Source organism: Pseudomonas sp. 18175 (assembly GCF_050432925.1).
In the GTDB taxonomy this organism is placed as follows: Bacteria; Pseudomonadota; Gammaproteobacteria; order Pseudomonadales; family Pseudomonadaceae; genus Aquipseudomonas.
Map to the genome: position 1 here is coordinate 19,394 of NZ_JBKFTO010000028.1, position 23,758 is coordinate 43,151.

General features: G+C 60.7%; 24 protein-coding genes. 7 read left to right on the top strand and 17 right to left on the bottom strand.

The window, feature by feature from the left end; genetic code table 11:
• Nucleotides 1-112 precede the first annotated feature (112 nt).
• Nucleotides 113-1,063 carry a GlxA family transcriptional regulator gene (locus ACLD1Y_RS27290; protein ID WP_429480805.1) on the bottom strand — a complete coding sequence of 317 codons (951 nt, stop codon included), beginning with the start codon at nt 1,061-1,063 and terminating at the stop codon, nt 113-115.
• A gap of 194 nt (nt 1,064-1,257) precedes the next feature.
• Here ACLD1Y_RS27290 and ACLD1Y_RS27295 point away from each other — a divergent pair, with 194 nt between their 5' ends.
• The 7 genes from ACLD1Y_RS27295 to ACLD1Y_RS27325 all read left to right on the top strand — a co-directional run bounded on the left by ACLD1Y_RS27295 (nt 1,258) and on the right by ACLD1Y_RS27325 (nt 7,184).
• Nucleotides 1,258-1,980, top strand: a complete 723-nt coding sequence (locus tag ACLD1Y_RS27295; RefSeq protein WP_429480806.1) for a pirin family protein — start codon at nt 1,258-1,260, stop codon at nt 1,978-1,980.
• 145 nt (nt 1,981-2,125) lie between these two features.
• Complete coding sequence (locus tag ACLD1Y_RS27300; RefSeq protein WP_429480807.1) at nt 2,126-2,473, top strand: hypothetical protein; 348 nt, start codon at nt 2,126-2,128, stop codon at nt 2,471-2,473.
• Nucleotides 2,474-2,733: 260 nt separating this feature from the next.
• Nucleotides 2,734-3,159, top strand: a complete 426-nt coding sequence (locus ACLD1Y_RS27305) for a hypothetical protein (protein ID WP_429480808.1) — start codon at nt 2,734-2,736, stop codon at nt 3,157-3,159.
• Nucleotides 3,160-3,444: 285 nt separating this feature from the next.
• Nucleotides 3,445-4,173 carry a winged helix-turn-helix domain-containing protein gene (locus ACLD1Y_RS27310; protein ID WP_429480809.1) on the top strand — a complete coding sequence of 243 codons (729 nt, stop codon included), beginning with the start codon at nt 3,445-3,447 and terminating at the stop codon, nt 4,171-4,173.
• A gap of 1 nt (nt 4,174) precedes the next feature.
• Complete coding sequence (locus ACLD1Y_RS27315) at nt 4,175-4,858, top strand: hypothetical protein (protein WP_429480877.1); 684 nt, start codon at nt 4,175-4,177, stop codon at nt 4,856-4,858.
• 31 nt (nt 4,859-4,889) lie between these two features.
• Nucleotides 4,890-5,549, top strand: coding sequence for a winged helix-turn-helix domain-containing protein (locus ACLD1Y_RS27320; protein WP_429480810.1), 660 nt, complete (start codon nt 4,890-4,892; stop codon nt 5,547-5,549).
• A gap of 243 nt (nt 5,550-5,792) precedes the next feature.
• On the top strand, nt 5,793-7,184 hold the full coding sequence (locus tag ACLD1Y_RS27325) for an undecaprenyl-phosphate glucose phosphotransferase (RefSeq protein ID WP_429480811.1): 1,392 nt from the start codon (nt 5,793-5,795) through the stop codon (nt 7,182-7,184).
• A 79-nt stretch (nt 7,185-7,263) separates the two neighbouring features.
• On the opposite strand, the gene ACLD1Y_RS27330 is transcribed toward ACLD1Y_RS27325, so the two are convergent.
• The 16 genes from ACLD1Y_RS27330 to ACLD1Y_RS27405 all read right to left on the bottom strand — a co-directional run bounded on the left by ACLD1Y_RS27330 (nt 7,264) and on the right by ACLD1Y_RS27405 (nt 23,758).
• The gene (locus ACLD1Y_RS27330; RefSeq protein WP_429480812.1) at nt 7,264-9,339 is read right to left on the bottom strand and encodes a YjbH domain-containing protein; all 2,076 of its coding nucleotides are present in this window, start codon (nt 9,337-9,339) and stop codon (nt 7,264-7,266) included.
• On the bottom strand, nt 9,336-10,097 hold the full coding sequence (locus ACLD1Y_RS27335) for a capsule biosynthesis GfcC D2 domain-containing protein (protein ID WP_429480814.1): 762 nt from the start codon (nt 10,095-10,097) through the stop codon (nt 9,336-9,338). Before ACLD1Y_RS27335 ends, ACLD1Y_RS27330 begins: the two co-directional genes overlap by 4 nt.
• Nucleotides 10,094-10,747 carry a YjbF family lipoprotein gene (locus ACLD1Y_RS27340; protein ID WP_429480815.1) on the bottom strand — a complete coding sequence of 218 codons (654 nt, stop codon included), beginning with the start codon at nt 10,745-10,747 and terminating at the stop codon, nt 10,094-10,096. The genes ACLD1Y_RS27335 and ACLD1Y_RS27340 overlap by 4 nt, the downstream gene beginning before the upstream one ends.
• Nucleotides 10,748-10,759: 12 nt before the next feature.
• The gene (locus ACLD1Y_RS27345) at nt 10,760-11,872 is read right to left on the bottom strand and encodes a polysaccharide biosynthesis/export family protein (RefSeq protein WP_429480816.1); all 1,113 of its coding nucleotides are present in this window, start codon (nt 11,870-11,872) and stop codon (nt 10,760-10,762) included.
• 86 nt (nt 11,873-11,958) lie between these two features.
• Complete coding sequence (locus tag ACLD1Y_RS27350; protein ID WP_429480817.1) at nt 11,959-12,198, bottom strand: hypothetical protein; 240 nt, start codon at nt 12,196-12,198, stop codon at nt 11,959-11,961.
• 180 nt (nt 12,199-12,378) lie between these two features.
• Nucleotides 12,379-13,788, bottom strand: coding sequence for a mannose-1-phosphate guanylyltransferase/mannose-6-phosphate isomerase (locus tag ACLD1Y_RS27355; protein WP_429480818.1), 1,410 nt, complete (start codon nt 13,786-13,788; stop codon nt 12,379-12,381).
• A 23-nt stretch (nt 13,789-13,811) separates the two neighbouring features.
• Nucleotides 13,812-14,270 (bottom strand): GDP-mannose mannosyl hydrolase, encoded by a 459-nt coding sequence (locus ACLD1Y_RS27360; protein ID WP_429480819.1) that lies wholly within the window; start codon nt 14,268-14,270, stop codon nt 13,812-13,814.
• Between the two features lie 5 nt (nt 14,271-14,275).
• Entirely contained in the window at nt 14,276-15,484 is a 1,209-nt protein-coding gene (locus ACLD1Y_RS27365; RefSeq protein ID WP_429480820.1) for a glycosyltransferase WbuB, read from the bottom strand.
• Nucleotides 15,484-16,461, bottom strand: a complete 978-nt coding sequence (gene fcl / locus ACLD1Y_RS27370; RefSeq protein ID WP_429480821.1) for a GDP-L-fucose synthase — start codon at nt 16,459-16,461, stop codon at nt 15,484-15,486. Before fcl ends, ACLD1Y_RS27365 begins: the two co-directional genes overlap by 1 nt.
• A gap of 1 nt (nt 16,462) precedes the next feature.
• The gene (gene gmd, locus ACLD1Y_RS27375) at nt 16,463-17,584 is read right to left on the bottom strand and encodes a GDP-mannose 4,6-dehydratase (protein WP_429480822.1); all 1,122 of its coding nucleotides are present in this window, start codon (nt 17,582-17,584) and stop codon (nt 16,463-16,465) included.
• Nucleotides 17,585-17,653: 69 nt separating this feature from the next.
• Nucleotides 17,654-18,589 carry a glycosyltransferase family 2 protein gene (locus tag ACLD1Y_RS27380; protein ID WP_429480823.1) on the bottom strand — a complete coding sequence of 312 codons (936 nt, stop codon included), beginning with the start codon at nt 18,587-18,589 and terminating at the stop codon, nt 17,654-17,656.
• Nucleotide 18,590: 1 nt separating this feature from the next.
• Nucleotides 18,591-19,550 carry a nitroreductase family protein gene (locus ACLD1Y_RS27385; protein WP_429480824.1) on the bottom strand — a complete coding sequence of 320 codons (960 nt, stop codon included), beginning with the start codon at nt 19,548-19,550 and terminating at the stop codon, nt 18,591-18,593.
• A 14-nt stretch (nt 19,551-19,564) separates the two neighbouring features.
• Nucleotides 19,565-20,116, bottom strand: a complete 552-nt coding sequence (locus ACLD1Y_RS27390) for a putative colanic acid biosynthesis acetyltransferase (protein WP_429480825.1) — start codon at nt 20,114-20,116, stop codon at nt 19,565-19,567.
• Nucleotides 20,113-21,276, bottom strand: coding sequence for a polysaccharide pyruvyl transferase family protein (locus ACLD1Y_RS27395; RefSeq protein ID WP_429480826.1), 1,164 nt, complete (start codon nt 21,274-21,276; stop codon nt 20,113-20,115). The genes ACLD1Y_RS27390 and ACLD1Y_RS27395 overlap by 4 nt, the downstream gene beginning before the upstream one ends.
• The gene (locus ACLD1Y_RS27400; protein WP_429480827.1) at nt 21,273-22,448 is read right to left on the bottom strand and encodes an O-antigen ligase family protein; all 1,176 of its coding nucleotides are present in this window, start codon (nt 22,446-22,448) and stop codon (nt 21,273-21,275) included. The genes ACLD1Y_RS27395 and ACLD1Y_RS27400 overlap by 4 nt, the downstream gene beginning before the upstream one ends.
• Nucleotides 22,445-23,758 carry a lipopolysaccharide biosynthesis protein gene (locus tag ACLD1Y_RS27405; RefSeq protein ID WP_429480828.1) on the bottom strand — a complete coding sequence of 438 codons (1,314 nt, stop codon included), beginning with the start codon at nt 23,756-23,758 and terminating at the stop codon, nt 22,445-22,447. Before ACLD1Y_RS27405 ends, ACLD1Y_RS27400 begins: the two co-directional genes overlap by 4 nt.

Sequence of the window (23,758 nt, forward strand, 5' to 3'; positions counted from 1 at the left end):
TGCGCATCCTTTTCCGTGGGCTTGCAGCTATCTTGCCAGCTAGCGATGACAGGACAATGCTGGCACAGGGAGCGACACGGACAATCGGGTGCGCCAGACGGACATCCGGTCGTTAACTGAACTGCTGTCGGTATTGAGTGGGGTTGAGGCCGAGCTTTTCGCTGAATAGAAAGCGCATATAGCGCACGCTGCCGAAGCCTGCGTGGAACGCCACGGTCTTGAGCGGCAGGTCAGTGGTTTCCAGCAACTGGCGGGCACGGTCGATGCGTGCGCCTTGCAGAAAGGCCATGGGGGTCATCTGCACGTCCTTGGCGAACAGCCGCGCGAAGTGACGTGCGCTCATGCCGGCCAGCTCGGCCATGGACTCAATGGTGAAGGGTTGGTCCAGGTGCGCCAGCACATGGTTCTGCACACGGGTGATGGCAGTTTCCTGGGGCGCTACGGCTGCGGTCATCGGGCTGAACTGGGCCTGCCCGCCCTGGCGTTTCATCACCACCAGCAACACCTTGGCCACTTCCACCGCGACTTCCTTGCCATGGTCCTGGGCCACGATCGACAGCGCCAGGTCGATACCGGCGGTGACCCCGCCCGAGGTGATCAAGCGTCCATCCTGCAGGTAGATGCGATCCGTCTCGACCACGGCCTTGGGAAACGCCTTGATCAACCGCTCGGTGTAGTGCCAGTGGGTGGTTACGCGGTGATCGTCCAGCAGCCCGGCGTGGCCCAATACAAAGGCGCCGGTGCAGATCGACCCAAAGCGCCGCGCCTTGGGTGCCGCCGCCTTGAGCCACGGCAGCAACGCGGGGTGGCATTCGTTATAGGCACCGGGGCCGCCCGGAACCAGCAACAGGTCATAGGCGCCGTGGGCCTGGTCCAGCAGCAGGTCGGTGTGCACCACCACGCCATTGGAGGCACGCAGCGGGCCGGGCTCGGTGCCGATGGTGAGGATCTGGTAATGGGCGGCCGCTGGCAGGTAGCGGTTGGCGATGGAAAACACTTCAAGCGGCCCGGCCATGTCGAGCAGGAGGAAGTCCGGGAACAGCGCCATGGCCACGGTTTTCATAGGGCAAAAACATCCATCGAATAATAGAGAGGCAAAGGTGCGGGCCGGGCATTATGGCACGTCTTTTATTGTCAACCTGAACGGGACAGTAATTCAGTTTTCAGCTTCTTAATGAATATTCCAGTAACCATTAATCTTCTTCTCAACGCAGGAGCCCTGCATACCGCAGCCCGCTCCCACTTGAGGACAAGACCATGCTGACCCTTCGCAAAGCTACCGAACGCGGCGCCGCCAATCACGGCTGGTTGAAGTCGTTCCACACCTTCTCGTTCGCCAACTATTGGAACCCCGAGGAGCAGGGTTTTTCCGACCTGCTGGTGATCAACGATGACCGCGTCATCGCCGGTAAAGGCTTCGGCCAGCACCCGCACCGTGACATGGAGATCTTCTCCTATGTGCTCGAAGGCGCCCTGGAACACAAAGACACCCTGGGCACCGGCTCGGTGATCCGCCCTGGCGATGTGCAACTGATGAGTGCCGGCAGCGGCGTGGCCCACAGCGAGTTCAACCACAGCCAGACCCGTGGTGTGCACTTCCTGCAAATCTGGATCGTGCCCGCCGTGGCCGGTGCCGAACCGCGCTACCAACAGGAGCACTTCACCGAGGCACAGAAACGTGGGCGCTTGCAGTTGATCATCTCGCCGGACGGCGCCGACGGTTCCCTGAGCGTGCGCCAGGACGCACGGGTATATGCCGGGCTGTTCAACGGTGAGGAAAACGCAACCCTGGACCTGGCGCCGGATCGCCATGTGTACATCCATGTGGCCCGAGGCAGCGTTGAAATCAACGGCCAGCGCTTGCAGGAAGGTGACGGTGCGCGAGTGCGTGATGAGCGCCAGATTCGCCTCAGCCATGGCGAAGATGCCGAGGTGCTGGTGTTCGACCTGCGCCCCAACGAACTGCCGCAGATGCCATGACCGGCCCTGGGATAGCCCGCAAACACGGGCTATCGCTGGCATCGATAGTCACCATCAGCGCAATGAAGTTCTCTTAAAAAATGCAACGCGTACCATCAAACCCATACCCAGCGACACCCCACTAAAACACTTGGAGCACACACTCATGAAACGCCAAATCTTGCTTAGCCTCGCTTTCTCGGTACTTGCAGCCAACGCTTTTGCCCACCCTGTTGTCGCTGAAGGCGGCGCGGATCGCCTGATGGAAAACCGTGTTGCCGAAGGTGGCTCTGACCGCCTGCTGGAACGCCGTGTTGCCGAAGGTGGCTCCGATCGTGTGTTGGAACGCCGCGTTGCCGAAGGTGGCTCTGATCGTCTGATGGAAAACCGTGTTGCCGAAGGTGGTGCAGATCGCCTGTTGGAACGTCGTGTTGCCGAAGGTGGCTCTGATCGCCTGCTGGAAAACCGCGTTGCCGAAAGTGGTGCAGATCGCCTGCTGAGCACCCGCGTATAACCCCCCACTGCTTGCGGGGCACCCCAAACCGGCCTGATCAGCCGGTTTTTTTTCGCCTGCGGTTACGGCGCAGAGCTAACGCGGGGAGGCGGCCTTTTTCAAGTTGGTTTGCGCATCATTTCTGGCGATATACACAAAGCTTTTACCTTCCTGCGCCTTGAACAGCACTTTCATTGCGAAGAGCTTTTCCAGGTCACTGCGCGCAGTGTTTTCGGTGATGTCATAGTCATGGGTAAGTTCCTTGGCATCTGCTCAATACCGTGGATGGCCGCACTGCTGAATTCGGTAGCGCACAGGAAAAACGCACTGCCGCACTCGCTGCGCAGTTCAAGGGGCTGGCTCGCACAAGCCCGGGACAGCTTGATGGCAGCCCAGGCCGCTTCCTTCTGCACCCCTGGGGCGGGATGCCGCCGAAATTCATCCCAGTGCAAGTACCGGCCTTTGTCGTCGACCGCCTGAATACCCGTGCGAGCTCGAAAACCTTCATGCCATACCTGTTGAGCAAGGCATCGAAATCTGGGGGCACCTGGACTTTGGCCATGACTGAAACTCAATTTTATAAAATTGCGCTGATCGTTGCGCGCAAGCCTTGCAGTGTCAAGCCTTACGCCGCCAGGAAGTCCGCCAACCCCGCCCCTACCGTTTCAAACACCCTCGCAACCCGTGGCACCCGACGCATGTCCTGATGCATGTGTACGGCCACTCCCTTCCCTAAGTGGGCAGGTTTAACCCCTGCCCAGACAAAAAAACCTTTGGGCTAAAATACTTATCGAGCATTAAAAATATGCACTAGCATATGAATAAGCCGTCGTAGTTGCCCTCGCAATAACCACCCTCCCCCGCTGCGCTCGTAAAAACAAAGTGGCCAATGTTAAAATTTGTCACGTTTTGCCGTATTCAATTCGATTAGTATCTAAACGCTAGCAGCGATTGAACTGACGGCCTTGCATGCCGGGAAAGGGAGTAGGGTGATGCATTTTTCCAATGTCCTCGCTATTGCACGGACTCAATCGAAATCGGAGGACTTTCGGGCGCTTATAGCTCGCACTGTACCGGAGCATTTAAAAGTCGATACACGTTGCTACGGACAACTAATTGACGCCCAGGAAAGTCACGTACATTACCGTGCAATTATTATAGAAATTGATACACCCTCCGCCAGCAATCTCACACTGGACATAATAAGAAAGACTCGGGACGAAAACCCTGGCTGCACCATATTTGTCGTGGTGACCTTTGCTTCCACGTTGAGCAAGACTAAATATTACCTGGCCGGCGCAGACTATTGCGTGAAGGTGGTAGAAACTTCCCCGGAAAAAAAACTGAGCCTGTTTGACGCTTTTCTCAGTGAAAATGCGCGACTGAATCAAGGCGGCCTGATATTGGATCAGGACCGCATGTGTATTTATGGCGATGGAAAGAAGTTGGAAATCTCTTTCGTCGAAATGCAAGTCCTTGAGGCACTTATCCAACGCCGCCTGCTCAGCCATAACGAAATCGCGGAGGTGATGGGGCTTAACACCAAGTATTACGATTCACGTGCGTTGGAAAAATCCATCAGTCGCCTGCGCAGCAAAATCAAAGCGCACTACGGCGAAAATATTATTCAAAACATCCGGGGCTATGGCTACAAACTCAGCCGCGGGCTTATTTGCGCCAATCATTTCCAACCCGTCAAGGAGTGGTCGAACCGTGAATAGCATGAACGTCCCACTCGTTGATACCCTGGACTTCATGCTGGTTCGTCAGGCGATTGTGGCGCGCAACCATGCATGGTGGGGCAGTGAAGTCCGTGTGGTCGGCGCACAAGTTGAAGGCGCCTATAACGAGGCGCTGGAGCATATCAGCCCTCGCTGCAAAGCATCCAGGGTTGCCAGCCCCGTGGCCTGTCACAAGTTCTTGCGTATTGCGCAATCGACCTTGATGAATGACGATGCACTCAAGAAGGTTATCCAGGTGTCCCAGGCACTGGCAAAACAAAAACAAACCCTCACCCTCAGCATCGACAACTCGCTGGATACCCTGCCCGGCCCCGTAGAACGTCGGGCGATGGTGCGCCAGTTATACAAGTTGAAAGACCAGAGCGGTATCAACTTGGCCTACAACAACTACAGACTCGATACAAAGCCTGCCGATTTGCTGATTGGCCTGGCACTCTACGATTTTATAAAAATGCCCTTCCCTGACTCCGCGCTGCGGCTGAGCCTGAACACCCGCTTTGACCTGTTCGACCGCCTCTACGACCGCATGCTGGAGCTGATCAGTGCGACCAGGGTGTGCTTCATCGCCGACCATGTTGAGTTTTCCGACAGCGCGATGCTGGCTAAAAACTTGCCGTTCGAATACTTTCAGGGCGGCTATTACTCTCCCGCTGACGCTTTATAACTCCTGCACTTCCTTTCGATTGGTGGACACTATGAGCTCACTCAAGAAACATGCCTTCACGCCGACATTGACGGCCATTGCATTGAAAGACTTCACGCCCAATACAGAGTTATTCCATTACGATTCAAGCGCACCAACGACCGTCGAGAACCGGGATAACAATCGGGTGTTCTCTCACCTGCACATTAGCGCCGGTGATACGCAACCGATCACCCAACGGCATACTACCTATGTCATTACCCACACACTTACCCTGCCCTCACAACCGTTTAATGCGGCGCGACAAGAGTCAAGAACACCTGCGGACAACGTAGCGGATAACCACACTCGCACACAGGATATAAGCCCTGACAGGACTCAATTACACCCACAAGACTTCTGGGTATTGACCCAACATGACCGCACGCTGGTCAAAGGTGGCTTGCGTATTTCACTGACCACGATTGAGTCGGCGCTGGTTAAAAAGATGCTGCACCATGAGGAACGCGTGGTCAGCAAGGAAGAGTTGATCCGTAATATCGGGCGTGAACCCGAACAATATCGCGGGCTGGAAATGTGTTTGAGCCGCCTTCAGGAAAAGTTCAAACGTGCCAACGACGGCGAACGGCTGTTTCGCGCCGTTAGAAACCGTGGTTATTGCCTAACCCAAAAAATCAAAAAGCCCTTCGAACCTGGCCAACCACGCCGTTAAAATAAAAACAGTTAGATATTACTCTTCACCCTGCCTATTACCACGCTCTTCTACCTGCCCTTTTATAACACCCACATTTATAAAACGTGCCTGACCTTGTTATAAGTCGTCAGCCACTGCCCCGCCCCCTTCATTACTATCCTTGGGTACGCGCTCGCGCGTGCCTGTGGTTTTACTTTTGATTGAAGCCGAACTTGGTTAAACCCTGCCATCACGTGCGTGGTTATCCGCGGGAGCAGAACTATGCTTAATAACACTAGAATGCATCGCAACTTAACCCCCAGGGGTTTGACGTTCTGGGGGCAGTGGACATTGGCCTCGACGCTGGTGGTTGCACTGTTGTTCTTATTGGTCATTTCGAAGACCGGCCAATTGGAATATCCCTATCGGGTATTGGCGGCCTTTACGATATTGGCCTCTCTTCCGGCTTATACCCTTTTTGATGTCTATAGCAAAAAAGATGACTATGCCATTGGCTTGGGTCGATTGTTTATGGATTGGCTGATGACGATGGGCATCGTGTTTGCGGTAGGTCTTGCGTGTGATGCCAGTTCGTTGTTTCCGCTGGAGACGCTGCTACTTTGGGCGGCGATCAGTTATCCATTGCTAGCACTTTGTTATACACCCATACATAGTTTGTCCAAGTATTATCACCGTCAACTTCACGCGCGACAGAAATCATTGATTGTGGGTACCGGCAAACTCGCCACCGACCTGGCCAAGACCCTTTCCAGGCAAAAGCGCTCGCCCTTGGTCGGGCTGGTCGGCAGCCGCACCGACGCATCCCCGGACGCCCAGCCGCGGGTACTCGGCGAGCTGCCGCAATTGCCGCAATTGATCAAGCAACATGGCATCCGCCGGCTCTATATCACCCACTCCCTGCAGGAGGCCACCCACATCGAGGCGTTGTACCTCAACCTGCTGGAGATCAGCGTGGACGTGATCTGGGTGCCCGACCTCAACAACATGCTGCTGCTCAACCACTGTGTGGCAGAGGTGGATGGCTTGCCGGCGATCTTCCTCAATGAAAGCCCCCTGACCAGCCGCCCCACTGCCGCCCTGAGCAAGTCACTGCTGGACAAAAGCCTGGCGCTGTTGGCGATCATCGTGCTCAGCCCGGTGCTGTTGTTGTTTGCCCTGCTGATCAAGCTCACCTCCCCTGGCCCGGTGATCTTCAAACAGGACCGCCATGGCTGGAACGGTGAGGTGATCAAGGTCTGGAAGTTTCGCTCGATGCGCGTGCATGACGACCACGACGTACGCCAGGCCAGCCGAAATGACTCGCGCATCACACCGATAGGCCGCTTTATTCGGCGTACGTCTATCGATGAACTGCCGCAACTGTTCAACGTGCTGCAAGGGCATATGGCCTTGGTGGGTCCACGCCCCCATGCGATCGCGCACAACGATTACTACTCGGGAAAAATCCGCGCCTACATGGCACGCCATCGCATCAAGCCCGGCATCACGGGCTTGGCCCAGGTGAATGGTTGCCGGGGCGAGACGGAGACGCTGGAGAAAATGCAAAAACGGGTCGATATCGACCTTCGCTATATCAATACCTGGTCGTTGTGGCTGGACCTCAAGATCCTGGTGAAGACCCCGTTTACCCTGCTCTCCAAAGATATCTACTGATGCGGGGGATTGTTGTGCTGTGGTTGTGGTAAGCGGGCTTGCCCCGCTCACCACAACCACCCCATTCACCACCCCGCTTTCACTCCGTGATCTTGTCGATGTTGTTGTAGAACAACGCACTGTCACGCCCATCCGTCATTGAATGCAGCGAGTACGCACGGTTCAAACGCGCCCCGCCATCGCGGGTCAGTGGTGCCCACACCAGGTTGGCACGGCGCGTGGTCGACAGGCTCATCAGTTCATCGAACGGAATCGACAGGTACAGCCCCTTGTCAAAACTGCCCTCGCCGTATTGCTCCTTGGAGGCCGTGGTCAGGGTGATCCATGCCCCGACGCGTACGCCGTTGTTGAACTGGCGAGACAAGTCGAGGGTGGCGCCCCAGTCCCGGGCCAGGTAGCGGCCCACGCTCAAGGCACCCTGGGTGTTGAACGGCAGGTCACTGTAGCCGGTGATATGCCCGGTCACCGTGTGGTAGCTGCGCAGGCTGAAGTCTTGCTCGAAACCGCGCTGGCGCACGTAGTTCATGTCTGCACCCAACGCCCAACCCTGGCCCATCGGCCGGTACAGCACTTCACTGCCAACACCGGCATACATCGACTCCAGCAAACCGCCGTAGACCATGCCGTACAGGTCCTGGTCCAGGCGCTGGGCATGGTTGAGCTGGAAGGTGGGCAAGGTCACGTCGGAGGCGGTCATGTACTGGCGCAAATCGGTGCGTACGCGCGGCAAGCCGCTGGGTGCATCGTAGGTAAAGCCGTCGTAGTTGTTCAGCAGGTTGACGCTGAGCAAGCCGCTCCACCAGGTGTTGCGGGTAAATCGGTATTCGGCGTCCAGGTCGGCGGTCACCTGGTAGAGCAAGCCATCCGGCCCGCCAACGTTCTGTTTGTAGCCCAGGCCCAGGCCATAGGTGAAGGGTTTGGGCGCCTGGGTGTAGAGCACGGTCTGGGTGGTGTCGCTGGCCCGGTTTATCTCCACCTGGCGGTGCAGGTTTTGCAGGTCTTCGCGGTTATTGACCACATTGCGGAATGTCTCGCGGGGCACGCTGGTTTCTTCGATCGGCATGGCGTAGCGCTGGTTGACCAGGGTGAACCAGTCGATCTGGTCATTCACGCTGTTATCGAGGATACGGCTGGCACGTCCCACCGCCTTGGCGCTGTAGAAATAGCGCTGCTGTTCGCCGTACACCAACAGCTCCGGCCCGCGTTGGGCGATGCGCTGTACGCTGTAGCCGGCATTGTCGTGCAGGCGCTGGGACACGGCGGCCCAATCCACTTGGTCCGGCGGTGTGTCGGGGGCCTTGGCGGGCAGCTTGGGTGCCGGCGGGTCGTAGGTTTTGGCCGGAGCCTTGCGGCTGACGAAGTTGGTGTGCAGGGTGATGCCGAACATCGCCGTGTTGCCACGCTCCCAGGCGGCACTCACGTCGACGGAATCGGCCAGTTTGTAGACCAGGCCCAGGTTGATCGGCGAGTCCTGGCGCAGGGTGTTGTCACGGGGTTCGCTCTGGTAATCGTTGCCCTCATATTCCAGCTTGAGGCTCAACGGCGCCCAGGGGGTTTGGTAGGCGACACCGCCGAACAACGAGGGCCGCCCGCGAAAATAACCGTTGGAGAAATTGCCCGAGCCTTCGGCGGTGGGGCGCGTCTTGAAGCGATCATCCAGCGCCCCCAGCGGGTTGTCGAAATCGCCGCGACTGCCCAGGTAACCCCAGGCGATACCGGCGCTGAAATCCAGATCACCATAGCGCTTGTTGGCCACCACATACTCACTGGAAAACAACCCGGTGCCGCCCAGGTCCATCAGCCCCACCGCGACCTGGGGCAGCCAGTGGCTTTCCTGGGTCAGGCGCACCTTGGCATCCACAGCCTTGTCCTTATAGCTCTGGCCGCCACTGAACGACTCGGCGCCATAAGGGCGGTTGGTGATCGCGGTGTAGCGAAAGGTGCCTTCCAGCCAGTCCAGCGGCTGGGCCGAGAAACTGTAGCGGCTGTACGGCTCGGTACGGTTGGCATTCACGCTGAATTCGCCAGCGGGGGCCATGCGTGCGGTGGGGGTTTGCAGCAAGCCTACGCCGCCAAAATCGCTTTGAGTGTAACGGGGATCGCCATGCACGACGCCACAAGGCACCAGCAGCACGGCCGCAATACATAATTTCAAGGCGTGACCTCAGCCGGGGGTTGGGTGGCGAGAAACTCGGCCAATTGCGGGTTCAGTTCCGGGGTAGGTGGGTCCAGGTCGTCGCTGCGCAGCGGCACCAGCAGCGTGCTGCCGGGTGCCGGTGGCACGCCGTCCTCGCGGTTCCAGGCGGCGATGCCCAGGCGCGTGACATGCCCGTCAGGCTGGACCAGCCACAGGTCGTCAGTGGGCACCAACGGTGGGCAGGCCTTGAGGTAGTCACGCGCCTGTTGCAGCGGCTGGAACACCAAGGTGCACGGCGCTGCGACCGCGCCGAGCACACGCACCGTGTCGGGCCTTGGCGGGTAGATCAGGCGATCGCCCTCACTGACCAACGGGTTGGGCGCAAACCCCACCTCCACCGCGACCGGGTCCAGCACCGCGACCTGGCGGCCCGTCACGGGCAAGGCCTGCACCTGCATGTACACCTGCGCCGCCACGCGGGCACGCTCCTCGGCGCCTGCGGCCAAGGCGGCCTTGTGCAACGTTTCCAAGTCAAACAGCACACCGGCCTTAAGCCGTGCCTGACGCGCTTGCAACGGTCGGTGCAGCCAGGCGGCGCCCAGCCAATAGCCCTCGGCATCTGGTTGCGACGCCGTGATCACATCGAGCAAACGGGCTTGGGGTTGCAGCTCAATCGGTCCTGGGGTACGCACCTGGCCAGTCACCGTCATGGCAGCCTGGCACACACCGGCGCAGCTGCATAAAACGGCCAGCGCCGCGAGTGTTCGACGGCTCATTGGGCGTCCTTGCGGGTGGGTTGCAGTTGGGTGATGGTCAGCGTCAGGCCGAGTGCCAGGTGCTGCTCGCTGTGCACGATAAAACCGTTGGCTGGGTCAACCCAGTAACGGTTTCGCGCCGAAAAACCAGGCGCCTCGACCTCTTCGTCGACCCGCAGCAAGGCATAGGGTTTGTCGAGGATCTCAAGGGTCTCGAGGCCTTTGCGGGTCATGCGACTGGTGAGCGTGACGCCCATCCGATAGCCCTTCACCTCATCCAGCTGGCGCGTGCTGCGATAGCCCTGCGGTACGCGGTGCAGCCCTAGTTGGAACGGCGACTGGCCTTGCCAACGCGTACCATCCAGGTCCACCCCCAACCCCACCGTGCGCACCACCAGGCCATCGCGCAACAGCAGCACTTGCTTGCCGGACGCCACCCAGAATTGCAGCTCGCCTCGCTGGCGAATCAACGCCATCACCCCTTCGCTGGACACCGTAGTGACCTTGATCTGCGCGAAGGGCACCGCGTCCACCTGCGCCTGGGTCAAGGCCAGCGGTGCCGGCCCGGCCACGGCCGCCCTGAACGTATCCACCGAGGCAGTCATCAGCGGGTTGCAGCCACTCAACAGCCACGCCAACCCCGTATAAGTCGTGATTTTCAGACGGTTCACGCAGGTACCACCCTATCGGCTGCTGGCTTCGCTCAGGTTGTTCTGGGCGGAGGCGCCAATGCCGATGATCGAGGCCGACGGCACCAACTGGCTGATAAAGCGGTTCCAGCGCGTGATATTGGCCGGGCCCACAAACACCACGTCCTGGGGCTGTACATCAAAACGCGTGGCCAGGGCCATGGCCGAGGGCGATGCCGCTTCCAGCTGGAACACCTTGGCCGGTTCCACGTCGATGTTCTGCGCGCCACGGATCACGTAGATCGCATCGGCATTGGAGGTGTTCTGGTTGACGCCGCCCACCGAACCGAGCACGTCGGACAGGTTCATGCTGCGGGTCTTGAAGCTCAGCGCGCGGGGCTGCATGACTTCGCCCATCACGTAGATGCGCTTGCGGTCGTTGTAGGCCAGGTAGAGTTGGTCGCCGTCCTTGAGGTAGATGTCATTCAAGCGCGACTGATCAAGGTTGAGGGTGTCCAGGTCCAGGGTGTAGCGCTTGCCGCCACGGGTCAGCGTGAGGTTGGACAGGTCGGCATTGATCGGGTCGACACCGGCGGCGCCGAGGGCTTCCATCACGTTCATCGCAATGGTGGTGATGGGCACCGGCCCGGCCTTGATCACGGCACCGGTGATGACCACTTTCTGGCTGGCGAAACGCAGCACACTGACGTCCACCTGAGGGCTGTCGATATACCGGCGCAGCTTCTCGGTGATCTCGCTGCGCAGCGCTTCAATGCTGCGGCCCTTGGCAACCAACTCACCCACGTAGGGGTAGAACAGGTTGCCCTCGGGGCTCACCAGCCGGCCATTGGCGTCGATCTGCTGTTGTGGCCCCGAGGGTGCGGTCAACTCTGGGTGATCCCACACGGTGATATACAGCGCATCATTGGCGCCGATCAGGTAGGGCCCGGGTTTATAACTCAACAGTTCCGGCGCGATGGAATAAGGCACTTGAGTTGCCGCGTCCATGGCCAATAACTTTGGCGTAATCGGAATTAAATCCACCCGACTGTTTTGCGCGCCGCCGCCCTCGGTCAATGCGGCGGTATCCATATATTGACCTGGGGCAAACATGCAGCCTTGCAACAATGCGGCGGCCACGGCCACCCCAAAAAAAATACGCATCATAGTGTTAGGACACTCGCGATAAACGACAAGAAAAAAAGACCACTTGGACGGGGTTCCGAGTGGTCTAAAAGCGGAAGGTTTATAACTTAGTTGCTCGTACCTGTTGTGCCGGTAGTGCCGGTCGTGCCCGTGGTAGTACCACCGTTGGAACTGCCGCCACTATTGGACACGGCGGCCGCCCCAGCAATAAGGGCACTGCCCACCAGGAGCGTTTCCCCTACCGTCACCGTGCCCGCCACTGGGGTACTGAGCCCCAGTGGCAACTCATCGGCCAACACCGCCGTACTCATGACACTGAGCACAATAATAGCCAGTGCTTTTTTCATAACAGACTCCTTATCGTCAGTGAGTAGTCAGGGCGATAGTGCCATCCCACTAAACAGCGCACCAGACAGATAACGTTTACTGTTAGCTGTTGAAAATAACGTTTTCCTAGCGAGGTGCCCGGCCTTCACTGCATTGCGCCAAATCACGTTATTTAAAACGTTATTAATTGTCGACGTTGATCAGGCCCGACCGTACTTATCTTCAAAACGCACAATATCGTCTTCCCCCAAATAAGAGCCCGACTGCACTTCGATCAACTCCAGGGGAATCACCCCCGGATTTTCCAGGGCGTGCACCTGGCCGATGGGGATATAGGTCGATTCGTTTTCCGAGACCAGGTACGTCTGTTCGCCGTTGGTGACCCGTGCCGTGCCGCTTACCACGATCCAGTGCTCGGCGCGGTGGTGATGCATCTGCACCGACAGCTTGGCCCCAGGTTTTACGGTGATGCGCTTGACCTGGTAACGCTGGCCGTTGTCCACCGAGTCATACATGCCCCATGGCCGGTACACCTCGCGGTGGTTGAGATGTTCGTGTCGCCCGGCCTGCTTGAGCTGCTCGACGATGCCCTTGACGTGCTGCACCTGGTCCTTGTGAGCCACCAGCACCGCGTCCTTGGTCTCGACAATGATCAGGTCCTGCACCCCCACCGTGGCCACCAGTCGGCTGTCGGCGTGCACGTAGGTGTCGCGGGTTTGCAGCGCCAGCCCATCGCCACGGATCACATTGCCGCTGGCGTCCTTTTCACTGGCCTCCCACAGCGCCGACCACGAACCGATGTCGCTCCAGCCCGCCTGCAACGGCACCATCACCGCATCGCTGGTTTTTTCCATCACGGCGTAATCGATGGAGTCGTCCGGGCAAGCAGCAAACGTGGCTGCATGCACACGGGTGAACGGCAGGTCCTGGCTACCGCCTTCCAGTGCCACGCGACAGGCTTCAAGGATCGCCGGCTGGAAGCGCTCCAGCTCTTGCAGGTAGCGGCTGGCGCGGAACATGAACATGCCGCTGTTCCAGTAATACGCGCCGCTGGCCACGTAGGCGGCAGCGGTGGCCGCGTCGGGCTTTTCGACAAAGCGCTTGACCCGGTAACCGCCCTCGCCCGCCGCCGCGCCTTGCTCGATGTAGCCATAGCCGGTGTGGGCGCAGGTAGGCGTGATGCCAAAGGTCACCAGCTTGCCGGCTCGCGCCAGGGGCAACGCCACTTCCAGGCTGGCATGGAACGCCGGGACATCCGCGATCAGGTGGTCTGCCGCGAGCACCAGCAGGATCGGATCAGCGCCATCGCTGAGCGCCTTGCACGCCGCCAGCGCGATGGCTGGCGCGGTGTTGCGCCCCACGGGTTCCAACAGGATGCTCGCCTGCTCCAGGCCCAGTTGGCGCAATTGCTCGGCCACCAGGAAGCGGTGTTGCTCATTGCAGATCAACTGGGGCTGCGCGACATTGGCGCCCGTCAGCCGGGCGATGGTCTGCTGCAGCATCGACAGGTGCGCATCGGTCAGGCGCAGGAACTGCTTGGGGTTCAGCTGTCGCGAGAGTGGCCACAGGCGCGACCCCGAACCTCCCGCCATGATCACGGGTAATAACATGAGGGCATCCTTGGAAGAGAGATTCAGAAATAGGCACGGGTGTTTTCATGCACCCGTGGGCTGAAACGCAGTTCATCCTGCGGCCACCAACGGTATTGCTGGTGCTGCTCGGTGGGCAGCTGCAGGGCCTGGTCCGCGGGCAGTTCCAGGCAGTAGCTGAGCACCACGTAATGGGTGTCCGGCCCGCCACCTGCGTTGGCGAATACGCTGTCATCGTAGAAATGCTCAAACACCCCCAGCAGTCGCGCCGTAGTGCGTTCGAAGCTGCGCCCCAGTTCCTCACGGGTGATGCGCTGGAACGCGCGGTCCAGGCTTTCGTTTTTTTGAATCCGCCCACCGGGCACAAACCAATAGCCATAGGCTGGACGGTTGACCCGCAGGCCCAGCAAGGCCTCGCCTCGGACGTTGCGCACCACCAGGTCAATCGCCACCAACGGCGTCGACGTTACGACCGTTTTGAAGGTCGGTAAATCAAGCCACATACCGGTCAAACCTGTGCCAGAAAACGTTGCAGAATGCGTTCCTTGTCGAGGAACTCCTTGGCGTAATTCAACGCCACCCCATTACGCGCCGGCATCGCCAATACCTGCTCGATCCCGGCGTTCAGCGCCGCCACCGACTCCGGCTCGACCAACACCGCAATGCCCGGGTGCTCTTCGCACAGGCGGCCGAGGGTGGTCTGCGGGTCGGCGGTGATAATGGCGTTGCCGCCCACCGCGAGAATGTTGGTGAGCTTGGACGGCAACACCGCGTCTGCCACCCCGCGCTTCTGGATCACCAGGTGCGCGTCGGCCGAGGCCAACAGCGCCGGCAAATCCTCATAGGCCTGCAAAGGTGCGAACAACACATTGCGCAGGCCATTACGCTGCACGCGGTCCAGCAGGCGCGCCTTGCCGGTGCCCTGCCCGACGATCAGAAACACCAGGTCCTCGCGGTGGACATGGGCCTGCGCAGCATCGAGGATCAGCTCCAGGCCCTGCTTCTCGCCGATGTTGCCGGCGTACAGCAACACCCGCGCTCCCGCCGGCACGCCCAGGTGCGCCAGCAACAGGTGGTTGTGGGCCACTTGGCGAAAGCGCGCGGTCTCCGACCAGTTCGGAAAGAACAGCAAGCGCCGACCCAGCACGCCCTTGCTCCGGGCCTTGTCGAGCATGCCACTGGAAATCGTCGAGACCCGGTCAAAGCGCCGCAACAACCAACGCTCGATGCCGAACGCCAGGCGCCGCAGCAACGAGCCGCCGCCGATCCCGAGGCCGAACATGGCATCCACTTCATAGTCCTGGATATGCAGCACCGATTTGGCGCCACTGAGCTTGGCCAGCAACCACGCCTGGGGCGCGCAAAACAGCGTGGGAACCACCAGAATCACCAGGTCCGGTTTCCAGCGCAGTTGCCCCAGCACCGCCACACCGGAGCTGGCGGAAAAACTCAGCAGGTGCAGCAGGCGTGTCAATGCCGTGGGCTGGCGCGGCACATACAACGGGCAGCGAATCACCGTCACACCGTCGTCCTGTTCGGTGCGATAGCGCCACGGCGAATACCCCTCGCCCACCTGCCATTGCGGGTAGTACGGCGGCGCTGTCACCACCCGCACCGCATGCCCTTGTTCGGCCAGCCAGCGTGCCTGTTCACCGCTGTACTTGCCGATGCCGGTCAGCTCCGGGCTGTAATTGATGCCATACAAGAGGATCTTCATCACTGGCCCCGAGGCTGTTCGAGGGCTGCGAGGTAAGCGTTGTAGGCATCGCGCAGGCCCTCTTCCAACGGCACATAGGCTTCCCAGCCAAGGGCATTGATGCGGCTCACATCCAGCAACTTGCGCGGCGCCCCATCGGGCTTGCTGGCGTCGAAACGCAGGCGCCCCTGGAACCCGGTCACCCGCACCAGCGCCTGTGCCAGCTCGGCGATGGTGCAATCCACGCCGGTGCCGACGTTGAGGTGCGAGCGCATCGGCTGGGTCTGCTCGCGGTAGCGCGCCGGGTCAAGCTCCATCACGTGCACGCTGGCAGCGGCCATATCATCCACATGCAAGAATTCACGGCGCGGACGGCCGCTGCCCCAAATCACCACTTCGTCATCGCCGCGCTGGGTCGCTTCATGGAACCGGCGCAACAAGGCCGCGATCACGTGGCTGTTTTCCGGGTGATAGTTGTCCCCCGGACCGTACAGGTTGGTGGGCATCACGCTGCGGTAATCCCGGCCGTGCTGGCGGTTGTAGCTTTCGCACAGTTTGATCCCGGCAATCTTGGCCACCGCGTACGGCTCGTTGGTGGGCTCCAACGCGCCGTCCAGCAACACCGCTTCGATCATCGGTTGCGGCGCATGCACCGGGTAGATGCACGACGAGCCGAGGAACAGCAGCTTCTCCACGCCATGGCTGTGGGCCGCGTGGATCACGTTGGCCTGGATCATCAGGTTCTGGTAGATGAAATCCGCCGGGTACGTAGCGTTCGCGTGAATCCCGCCGACCTTGGCCGCCGCCAGGTACACCTGGCCCACCCGGTGTTTGGCGAAATACGCCTGCACCGCTGCTGCGTCCAGCAGGTCCAGCTCGGCGCGGCTGGCCGTGAGGATCTGCGTGTATCCCAGCGCCCACAGGCGCCGCACGATGGCCGAGCCGACCATGCCACGATGGCCGGCGACAAAGATCCGCGCATCCAGGTCTCGAGCCATCTCAGTTCTCCACCGCAATCGGCGCGTCATGCCCATGCAGGCGCAGCAAGGCGTGGCGCTGGGCGATCTTGAGGTCTGCACGGACCATCTCCGCGCACATTTGCTGGGCGCTGATCTCAGGCGTCCAGCCCAATAACTGCTTGGCCTTGGCCGGGTCACCGAGCAATGTCTCGACTTCCGCCGGGCGGAAATAGCGCGGGTCGACACGCACAATCACATCACCCACCAGGATGCCGGGGGCCAGGTCGCCGTCGATATGCTCCACCACCGCCACCTCTTCCACCCCCTCGCCCACGAAGCGCAAGCGCAGGCCCAATTCGGCGGCCGACCAGCGAATAAACTCGCGCACCGAATACTGCACACCGGTGGCGATCACGAAGTCTTGCGGCGCGTCCTGCTGCAGCATCATCCACTGCATGCGCACGTAGTCCTTGGCGTGGCCCCAGTCACGCAGCGCGTCCATATTGCCCATGTACAGGCACGGCTCCAGGCCCAGGGCGATGTTGGTCAGGGCGCGGGTGATCTTGCGGGTCACGAAGGTTTCGCCACGACGCGGCGACTCGTGGTTGAACAGGATGCCGTTGCACGCATACAGGCCGTAGGCTTCGCGAAAGTTCACGGTGATCCAGTAGGCGTACAACTTGGCCACCGCATAGGGCGAGCGCGGATAGAACGGCGTGGTTTCTTTTTGCGGGGTTTCCTGCACCAGCCCGTACAACTCGGAAGTGGAGGCCTGGTAGAAGCGGGTCTTCTTTTCCAGGCCCAGCAGGCGGATCGCTTCAAGGATGCGCAACGTGCCCAGGGCGTCCACGTCCGCGGTGTACTCCGGCGAATCAAAACTCACCGCCACATGGGATTGGGCACCGAGGTTGTAGATTTCGTCAGGCTGGATCTGCTGGATGATGCGCGTCAGGTTGGACGAATCCGCCAGGTCGCCGTAGTGCAGGATCAGGTTTTTATGCAGGGCCTGGGGGTCCTGGTAGATGTGATCGATGCGCTGGGTATTGAACGACGAAGAACGGCGCTTGAGGCCGTGCACGGTGTAGCCTTTTTCCAGCAGCAGTTCCGCCAGGTACGAGCCATCCTGACCGGTAATCCCGGTGATAAGCGCGACTTTGTTCATGTCTGTCTCCCAATTGATAGGCGAGCGAAGGCCGACACCCAAACTTGGGTGTTTGTTAAAAACGCTCAGTTACTTCGGTGTGGGCAGGTTCAAGTTATGGCCGGTCAACTTTGAAAGTTCCCGGACAATGGCTTCCTTGTCGTTTAAATGAGCAATCGCGGTTTCAAGTTCCAGCACTTTGGCGCCCACCAGAAAGCGGTACCAATAGCCCTGGAGCAGGTGATAGACCAGGCCGCTGCGGCCATCGAGAAACCCCAGCTGGATGATGTAGCGCCACAAAAAGTACGCCGTGGAACTCAGGGTGAACGGCACACGGTTGTACAGGCGGTTCTTCACCAGACGCTTGGTCTTGGCCTGGAAGGAACTCTGCCCGGTGTGCAGTTCATCGCGGATCGCAAACAGCCCCATGCGCGCATTGAGCACTTCGATGGCTTCACGGGTGGCGTACTGGTTGTGCTTGTGGGTGAAGAAGGTCAGGTCGTGCAGGTTATGGTCGGCGAACCCGCCCTCAAGGGTGATGGTGCGGCCCTCGGCGACCGAGATGTGCTCGTCCATCCAGCGGTCTTCCACGCGGCCCTGGCCGGTGCGCCACAACCGCAGCATCTTCAGCGGGTAGCGCCCGCCGTGGCGTACCCAGCGGCCCATGAAGATGTGCTTGCGCTTGAAGTTGATGCCGGTGATATCGCGCTCCAGCCCTGGCAGCCGGGTATTGATCTGGGCGGCCAGGTCGGCCTCGATGATTTCGTCGGCGTCCAGGCGCAGGGTCCAGTTGCCGGTGATCGGCAAGTGGTCCAGGGCCCACTGGAACTGCTTGGCCTGGTTGACGAACGGGTGCTGCACCACCAGCGCACCATGGCGCCGGGCGATGTCGCAGGTGTCATCGCTGGAGTACGAGTCCACCACCAGCACTTCGTCGCTGAAGGCGCGGGCCGACTCGATGGCCCGGGCAATGTGCAGGCTTTCGTTGTAGGTGAGGATGATCACGCTCACGGTTTCACGCTTCATATCAGCCACCGTGCAGTTGCAGGACTTCAGTGGTCAGCCTGCGCGGTGAACGCGCGGCACGGAAGTGGCTTTCCAGGGGGCGGCCCACGGCGATCATCATGATCAACCGCTCGCTGGCCGGGATGGCGCCAAGGATGCGGATGTTCTTTTCCACCGAGTTGAGGATCGCCAGGTTCAACGGGCAAGCCCCCAAGCCATTGGCATGGCAGGCCAGCAACAGGCCCATGGAAAACAGCGCGCCGTCCACGTAAAGCTGGTTGCGCTGGCCGGCGCCCCCCCAGGCGGTGACTTCGGAGGTGACCACAAACAGGTTGTCCACCGACTGGGCAAAGCCTCGCGAGCCGCCCTGCAGCTCAAGCAATTGCGCGATCAATGCGCGGTCCTGGTACACATGCACCCGCGATGACTGGCGGTTGCATTGGGACGGCGACGACTGCGCCAGTTCCACCAGTTGCGTCAACAGCTGGCTGTCGATCTTGCCGGCCTGGAACATGCGGCAACTGGAGCGCGATTGCAGGAACGCCTTGGCGTCCAGCCCGCCTTCGCCCAGCCAGGTTGCGGCGCGCTTGACGCCGCCGGTGCTTGCGGTGCCGTCGCGCTTGAGGTGCTCCACGTAGGCGTCCAGGTAGAACACGAAGTCATCGCTGATGCCGAGGGTGCGATGCAGGTCGAGGTAACCCTGGAACGCACCGAGGGCCATCTCCACGGGCAACGCCGAATAGCTGCGGTCATACTCGTTGAGCATCTGGATAATGGCGTTGATCTTGTCCTTGCCGAACAACGGCTTGGGCTCCTTGAGGGACAGGCCTTTCTCCACGGTGTGGGTTTCGATCAGGATCTTGTAGAACAGCTTCTTGTTGCGCCCTTCCAGCGGCGAGTAACCGTTGTGGCGAATAAACCTGAGCATGTCGCGAAAAAACTCGCTGACGAACAACATCAACTTCCATGCCTTATCCATCATGCGTTTCACCTGTTTCATAGTGCGATGTCTCTCGGTTTCAAAGGGCGGCACGGCGCACCGACGCAAATCATCCAGGCCGGCAAACTGGCGGTGACCACCGAGCGCGCACCCACCACGCAGCCCTCCTCCAGCACGCAGCCGGGGTGGATAAAGGATTCGGCAGCGACCCACACGTGGTCCTTGATCACGATCTCCCGCGTGACCAGCGGCCGCAGCAGGCTGCGGGTGTCGTGGGTGCCGGTGCACAGGAAGCTGCGTTGGCTGATGGCGACCTTGGAGCCCAGGGTGATGCGGGCCATGGCGTACACATCGACGCCATCGGCGATGGCGGTGTAGTCGCCGATTTCCAGGTTCCACGGCGCCCAGATACTGCACGTGGGCGCAATGCGACAGCCCACGCCGACCTTGGCGCCAAAGCAGCGCAACAACACGCTGCGCCAACGGTGCAGGGCCCAGCGCGGCGTGGGCCGGAACAGCAATTGGTAGACGACTCCCCACAACAGGCGCCGCGCCTTGTTGCTGCGGGGCAAGGTGTCGACGTATTTGAGTTGGGCAAAATCGCTCATGGCTGCAACGCCGCCAGTTGTTCCAACAGGTAGCGTTCACCCACCTGTTGCAAGGCCTGGCGCCGGGCGCGCACGGCTACCCAGTCGATAGGCGCGGCGATCAGGCGCTGCACCTGGCCTGCATCGTCGGCCGGCAGGAAGCGCTGGGACAGTTCGAATTTTTCCAGCAAGTTGCGCACGCGGGCGTTCAGCGAGGCTTTATTGCCGGGCAGGCCGACGGCGATAAAGGGCTTCTCGAAAATGATCGCGAACACCGTGGCGTGAAATGAATTGGTGACTACGTAGGCTGACTCCTTGAGCAGCTTGAGCCAGTCCTGGGGGCCGACCTGCACGGTCTCACCGATCTGCCGCCAGCGCCGGTGCGCGTTATACGGCGAGACAATCGGCCCGGCCACATGCCGGGACAACGCCTGGGCCACTTCACGCACCCCCACGCCGGTACGCAGCGCGTAGCAGAACACGTGGCCGGTGCGGGTCTGGGTGGCGGTGGCCAGCAGCGCCGAATAATCACGGTGTAACAGCGTCGGGTCGGGCACGCACTGGGCGGTGAGCCCCGAGACCTGGTGCACGATGCCCACCCCGCTCTCCTCACGCACGCTGATGGCCGACAGTTGCTTGAGCAGACCCTCAGCTTCGGCGTGGTAGTGGGGCTCCAGGTATTCCTTGCCGAAACTGGCAGCGTAGGAGATGCGCCGGGTCGCCTTGTCGCAGTCGAACGCCAGGAAGTACGCCGGGTCCAGGCCGGTCTGGCCCGAGGGGTTCCAGATCTGGTCACTGCCCGCCACCAGCAACTGCTGGCCGGCCACCGCCTGTTTGAGCTGGTGGGCGTGGGCATAGCGCGGTTCCTGGATATTCAGGAAGCGCGCCTTGAACGCGTGGAACTGGCGCGACTGCGCATTGGGCCCCAACACCCGGCTTTTCAACGCCAGCGCCTTGAGGTACAGCGCCTTGAGATTGGCCTTGAGCTGGCGCGGGTTGAACAGTTGGCGCAGCTCACTGCCGTCCTCCACATAGGCCGGATGGTAGTTGATCAGGCTCACCTGCAAGCCTTGCTGCTGCAACCAGCGTTGCAGGGCGTAGGCTTGCAGCACGGCGCCGAAGTTCTCGCTGAAATGGTAGGTCAGTATCCCGGCCCTGACGGGGCGTGCAGATGCGCTCATGGTCCAGCCTGTTTTAACAAGGAGTTGGGGTAAACGGCCTGGCGCGCAGGCGCGGCGTTGTTGAGCAGGCCGATGATCATCGACCACACCAGCAAATAACTGCCGTCGAAGGTGGTAAAGAACTGGTAGCTGGTCTTGAACGAAAAGATCAGCAGGATCGCCACCACCGCCAGCGACACCGGGGTGCGCGGCAAGGTGCTGAACAGCAGGCCAAACAGCGCCACGCCCACCACCCCAAGCTTGGCGGTAACGCCCCAATAGCCGTTCTCGATATCAAACTTGGAGTTCTCGAACCAACGCTCATCGTTGGTCGGCACGCCGGGGGTCAATTGCTTGGCCAGGCCATTGCCCAAGAACACCGTGGCCGGGCTTTCCAGAAAGGTTTCCTTGGCATGGGCGATTTCGAACGCACGGGTCACGTCCTCGCCTTTCTCCTCGAACAGGTACGTGGCAAAGCGTGACACCGCCAAGGGGCTGGCATAGAACGCCAACGTGCCCAGGGCCGCGATGGCCACCACCAGCACGCCCAGGGACTTGAGCTTGCGCTGGGTGATGGCCGACAACAGGATCATCACGGCCATGGCCGCCAGAATGGTCTTGGAGCCGGCCGCCAGCAGCGTGACCGCCAGGATCAGCATCAGGCCGATCTTGCGTTGGCAGCAGGCATAGAAAAACAACAGCACCGCCGAACTGGTGGGGAACAGCATGATGCGCCCCACCTCGTCACTGGACTTGGACGCGGCGTTGGTCAAGTCGATGCCCACCCCGTACAGGCTGACCTGCAGCAATTGGCCAAGGGCGAACAGGTAGATGATCCGCTCGATGATCCGCCGGTAGTTCGGGCTATGGGCCCGGGCGATCACTTCTACCTTGGCCATGACGTGGTGATACCCCGCCAGCAGCAGCACAAAATAGAAAAACGGAATGCCCGAACGCAGGAACTGATACAGCGAAATCTTCGCGCCGCTGGTCAACAGCACCTGCAACACGCTGGCGCCGATCACCCATGCCAGCAACGCCGCCGCGCGGCTGAACCCGCGCAGCGCATACAGCACAAACGGCGCCAACAGCAGCAGCGCCAAGGGCTGCGACAGGTTGTTGCTCAGCGCCAGGGGCAAGGCGAAAAACGTCAGGGGCAGGTACAGCGTCAAGCGCGCCTGGGACAGCATCATGGCCCCACCTCCGCGCCCCGGATCACCCGCAGGTAAACCAGTACCACCAACTCCGGCAGCGACAACAGCAGCGAGGCGCCCAACAACGGATCGATCCGCTCCTTGCAGGCCAGCCACAGCACCAAGGCCGCCGCGCTGCTCAGGGCGTAGATCAACGAGGTGCGGGTGTGACGGTTGGTGGAAATCAGCATCGCCGCGAGGATGAACCACGCCACGTTGAGGATCGTATGGGAGCCGATCAGCGCCAGGGACACGCGGTCGACCTGCACCAGGCCATGACTCCACAGCCGGATCACCTGCGGCCCGGCCCAGATACCGGCGGCGTACACCAGCACGCACAGGCCCAGCACCAGGGAACTGGCGCGCTGGGTGAAGCGCCGGGCTTCGTCGAACTGCCCGCGCCCGGCCAGCCGTGAAATCTCCGGCGTAAGGGCATTGCTGCAGGTGATGCCCAACTGGATGATCAGGCGCATCAGGGTGCGGGCCATGGTGTAACCCACCACCACCGCCGGGCCGGCGATCTGGTTCAGCACCTGCAAGCCGCCCTGCAGGGTGATGGCCTGGGCCAAGGGGATGGCCGCGCTGCCTACGGCCGGTTTCCAGATCCCGCGGAACTCAGTCCAGGAAGCCGAGGCCAGGCCCAGCAATGGCCACGGCGATATACGCCGCACAAACAGGGTCACCAGCACCACGAACAGCACTTGGCTGAAAAACATGCCTTGGGCCAATTGCAGTTCCGAGCCACCGAGCAGCAGCACGACGATGGACAGCACAATGTCCAGGGTCCGCCGGTTGGCCATGATAAAGACCCCGCCCACGGTGCGGTCGATGGTGCGAAACCAGGCATCAATCGGCCCGCCCAGCAACCGCGTGCACAGGTAGCCGGACATGAACAGCACCACCAGGCTGGCCTGCTCCGGCGCGAGGGTCTTGAGCTTGAGCAGGTCGACCCAGTCGAGCCACTGGCCGAGGGTCAAGGCAAACAGCAACACCCCTGCAACCACCGCCAAGGTAAAGGCCAAGGCGGTCTGCACACTGCGCCGGGCGCCGGGCACATCACCCTGGCTGGCACGCAAGGTGGCGCTGGTGGCCGAGGCTTGGGCGACCCCCAGGTCCAGCAGGCTGAGCAGGGACGGAATCCCGGTGAGCACCAGCCAATCGGCATAGCGCCCGGTGCCCCAGGCATGCAGGAAAAACGGCACCAGCACCAGTTGTGCCGCCAGCGTCACCAGTTGGGTATAGCCATAGCTGAGGACGTTGAGGCGAAAACGCCGCGACAACGAACGAGGGACTTCTAGCACCTTGTCCAT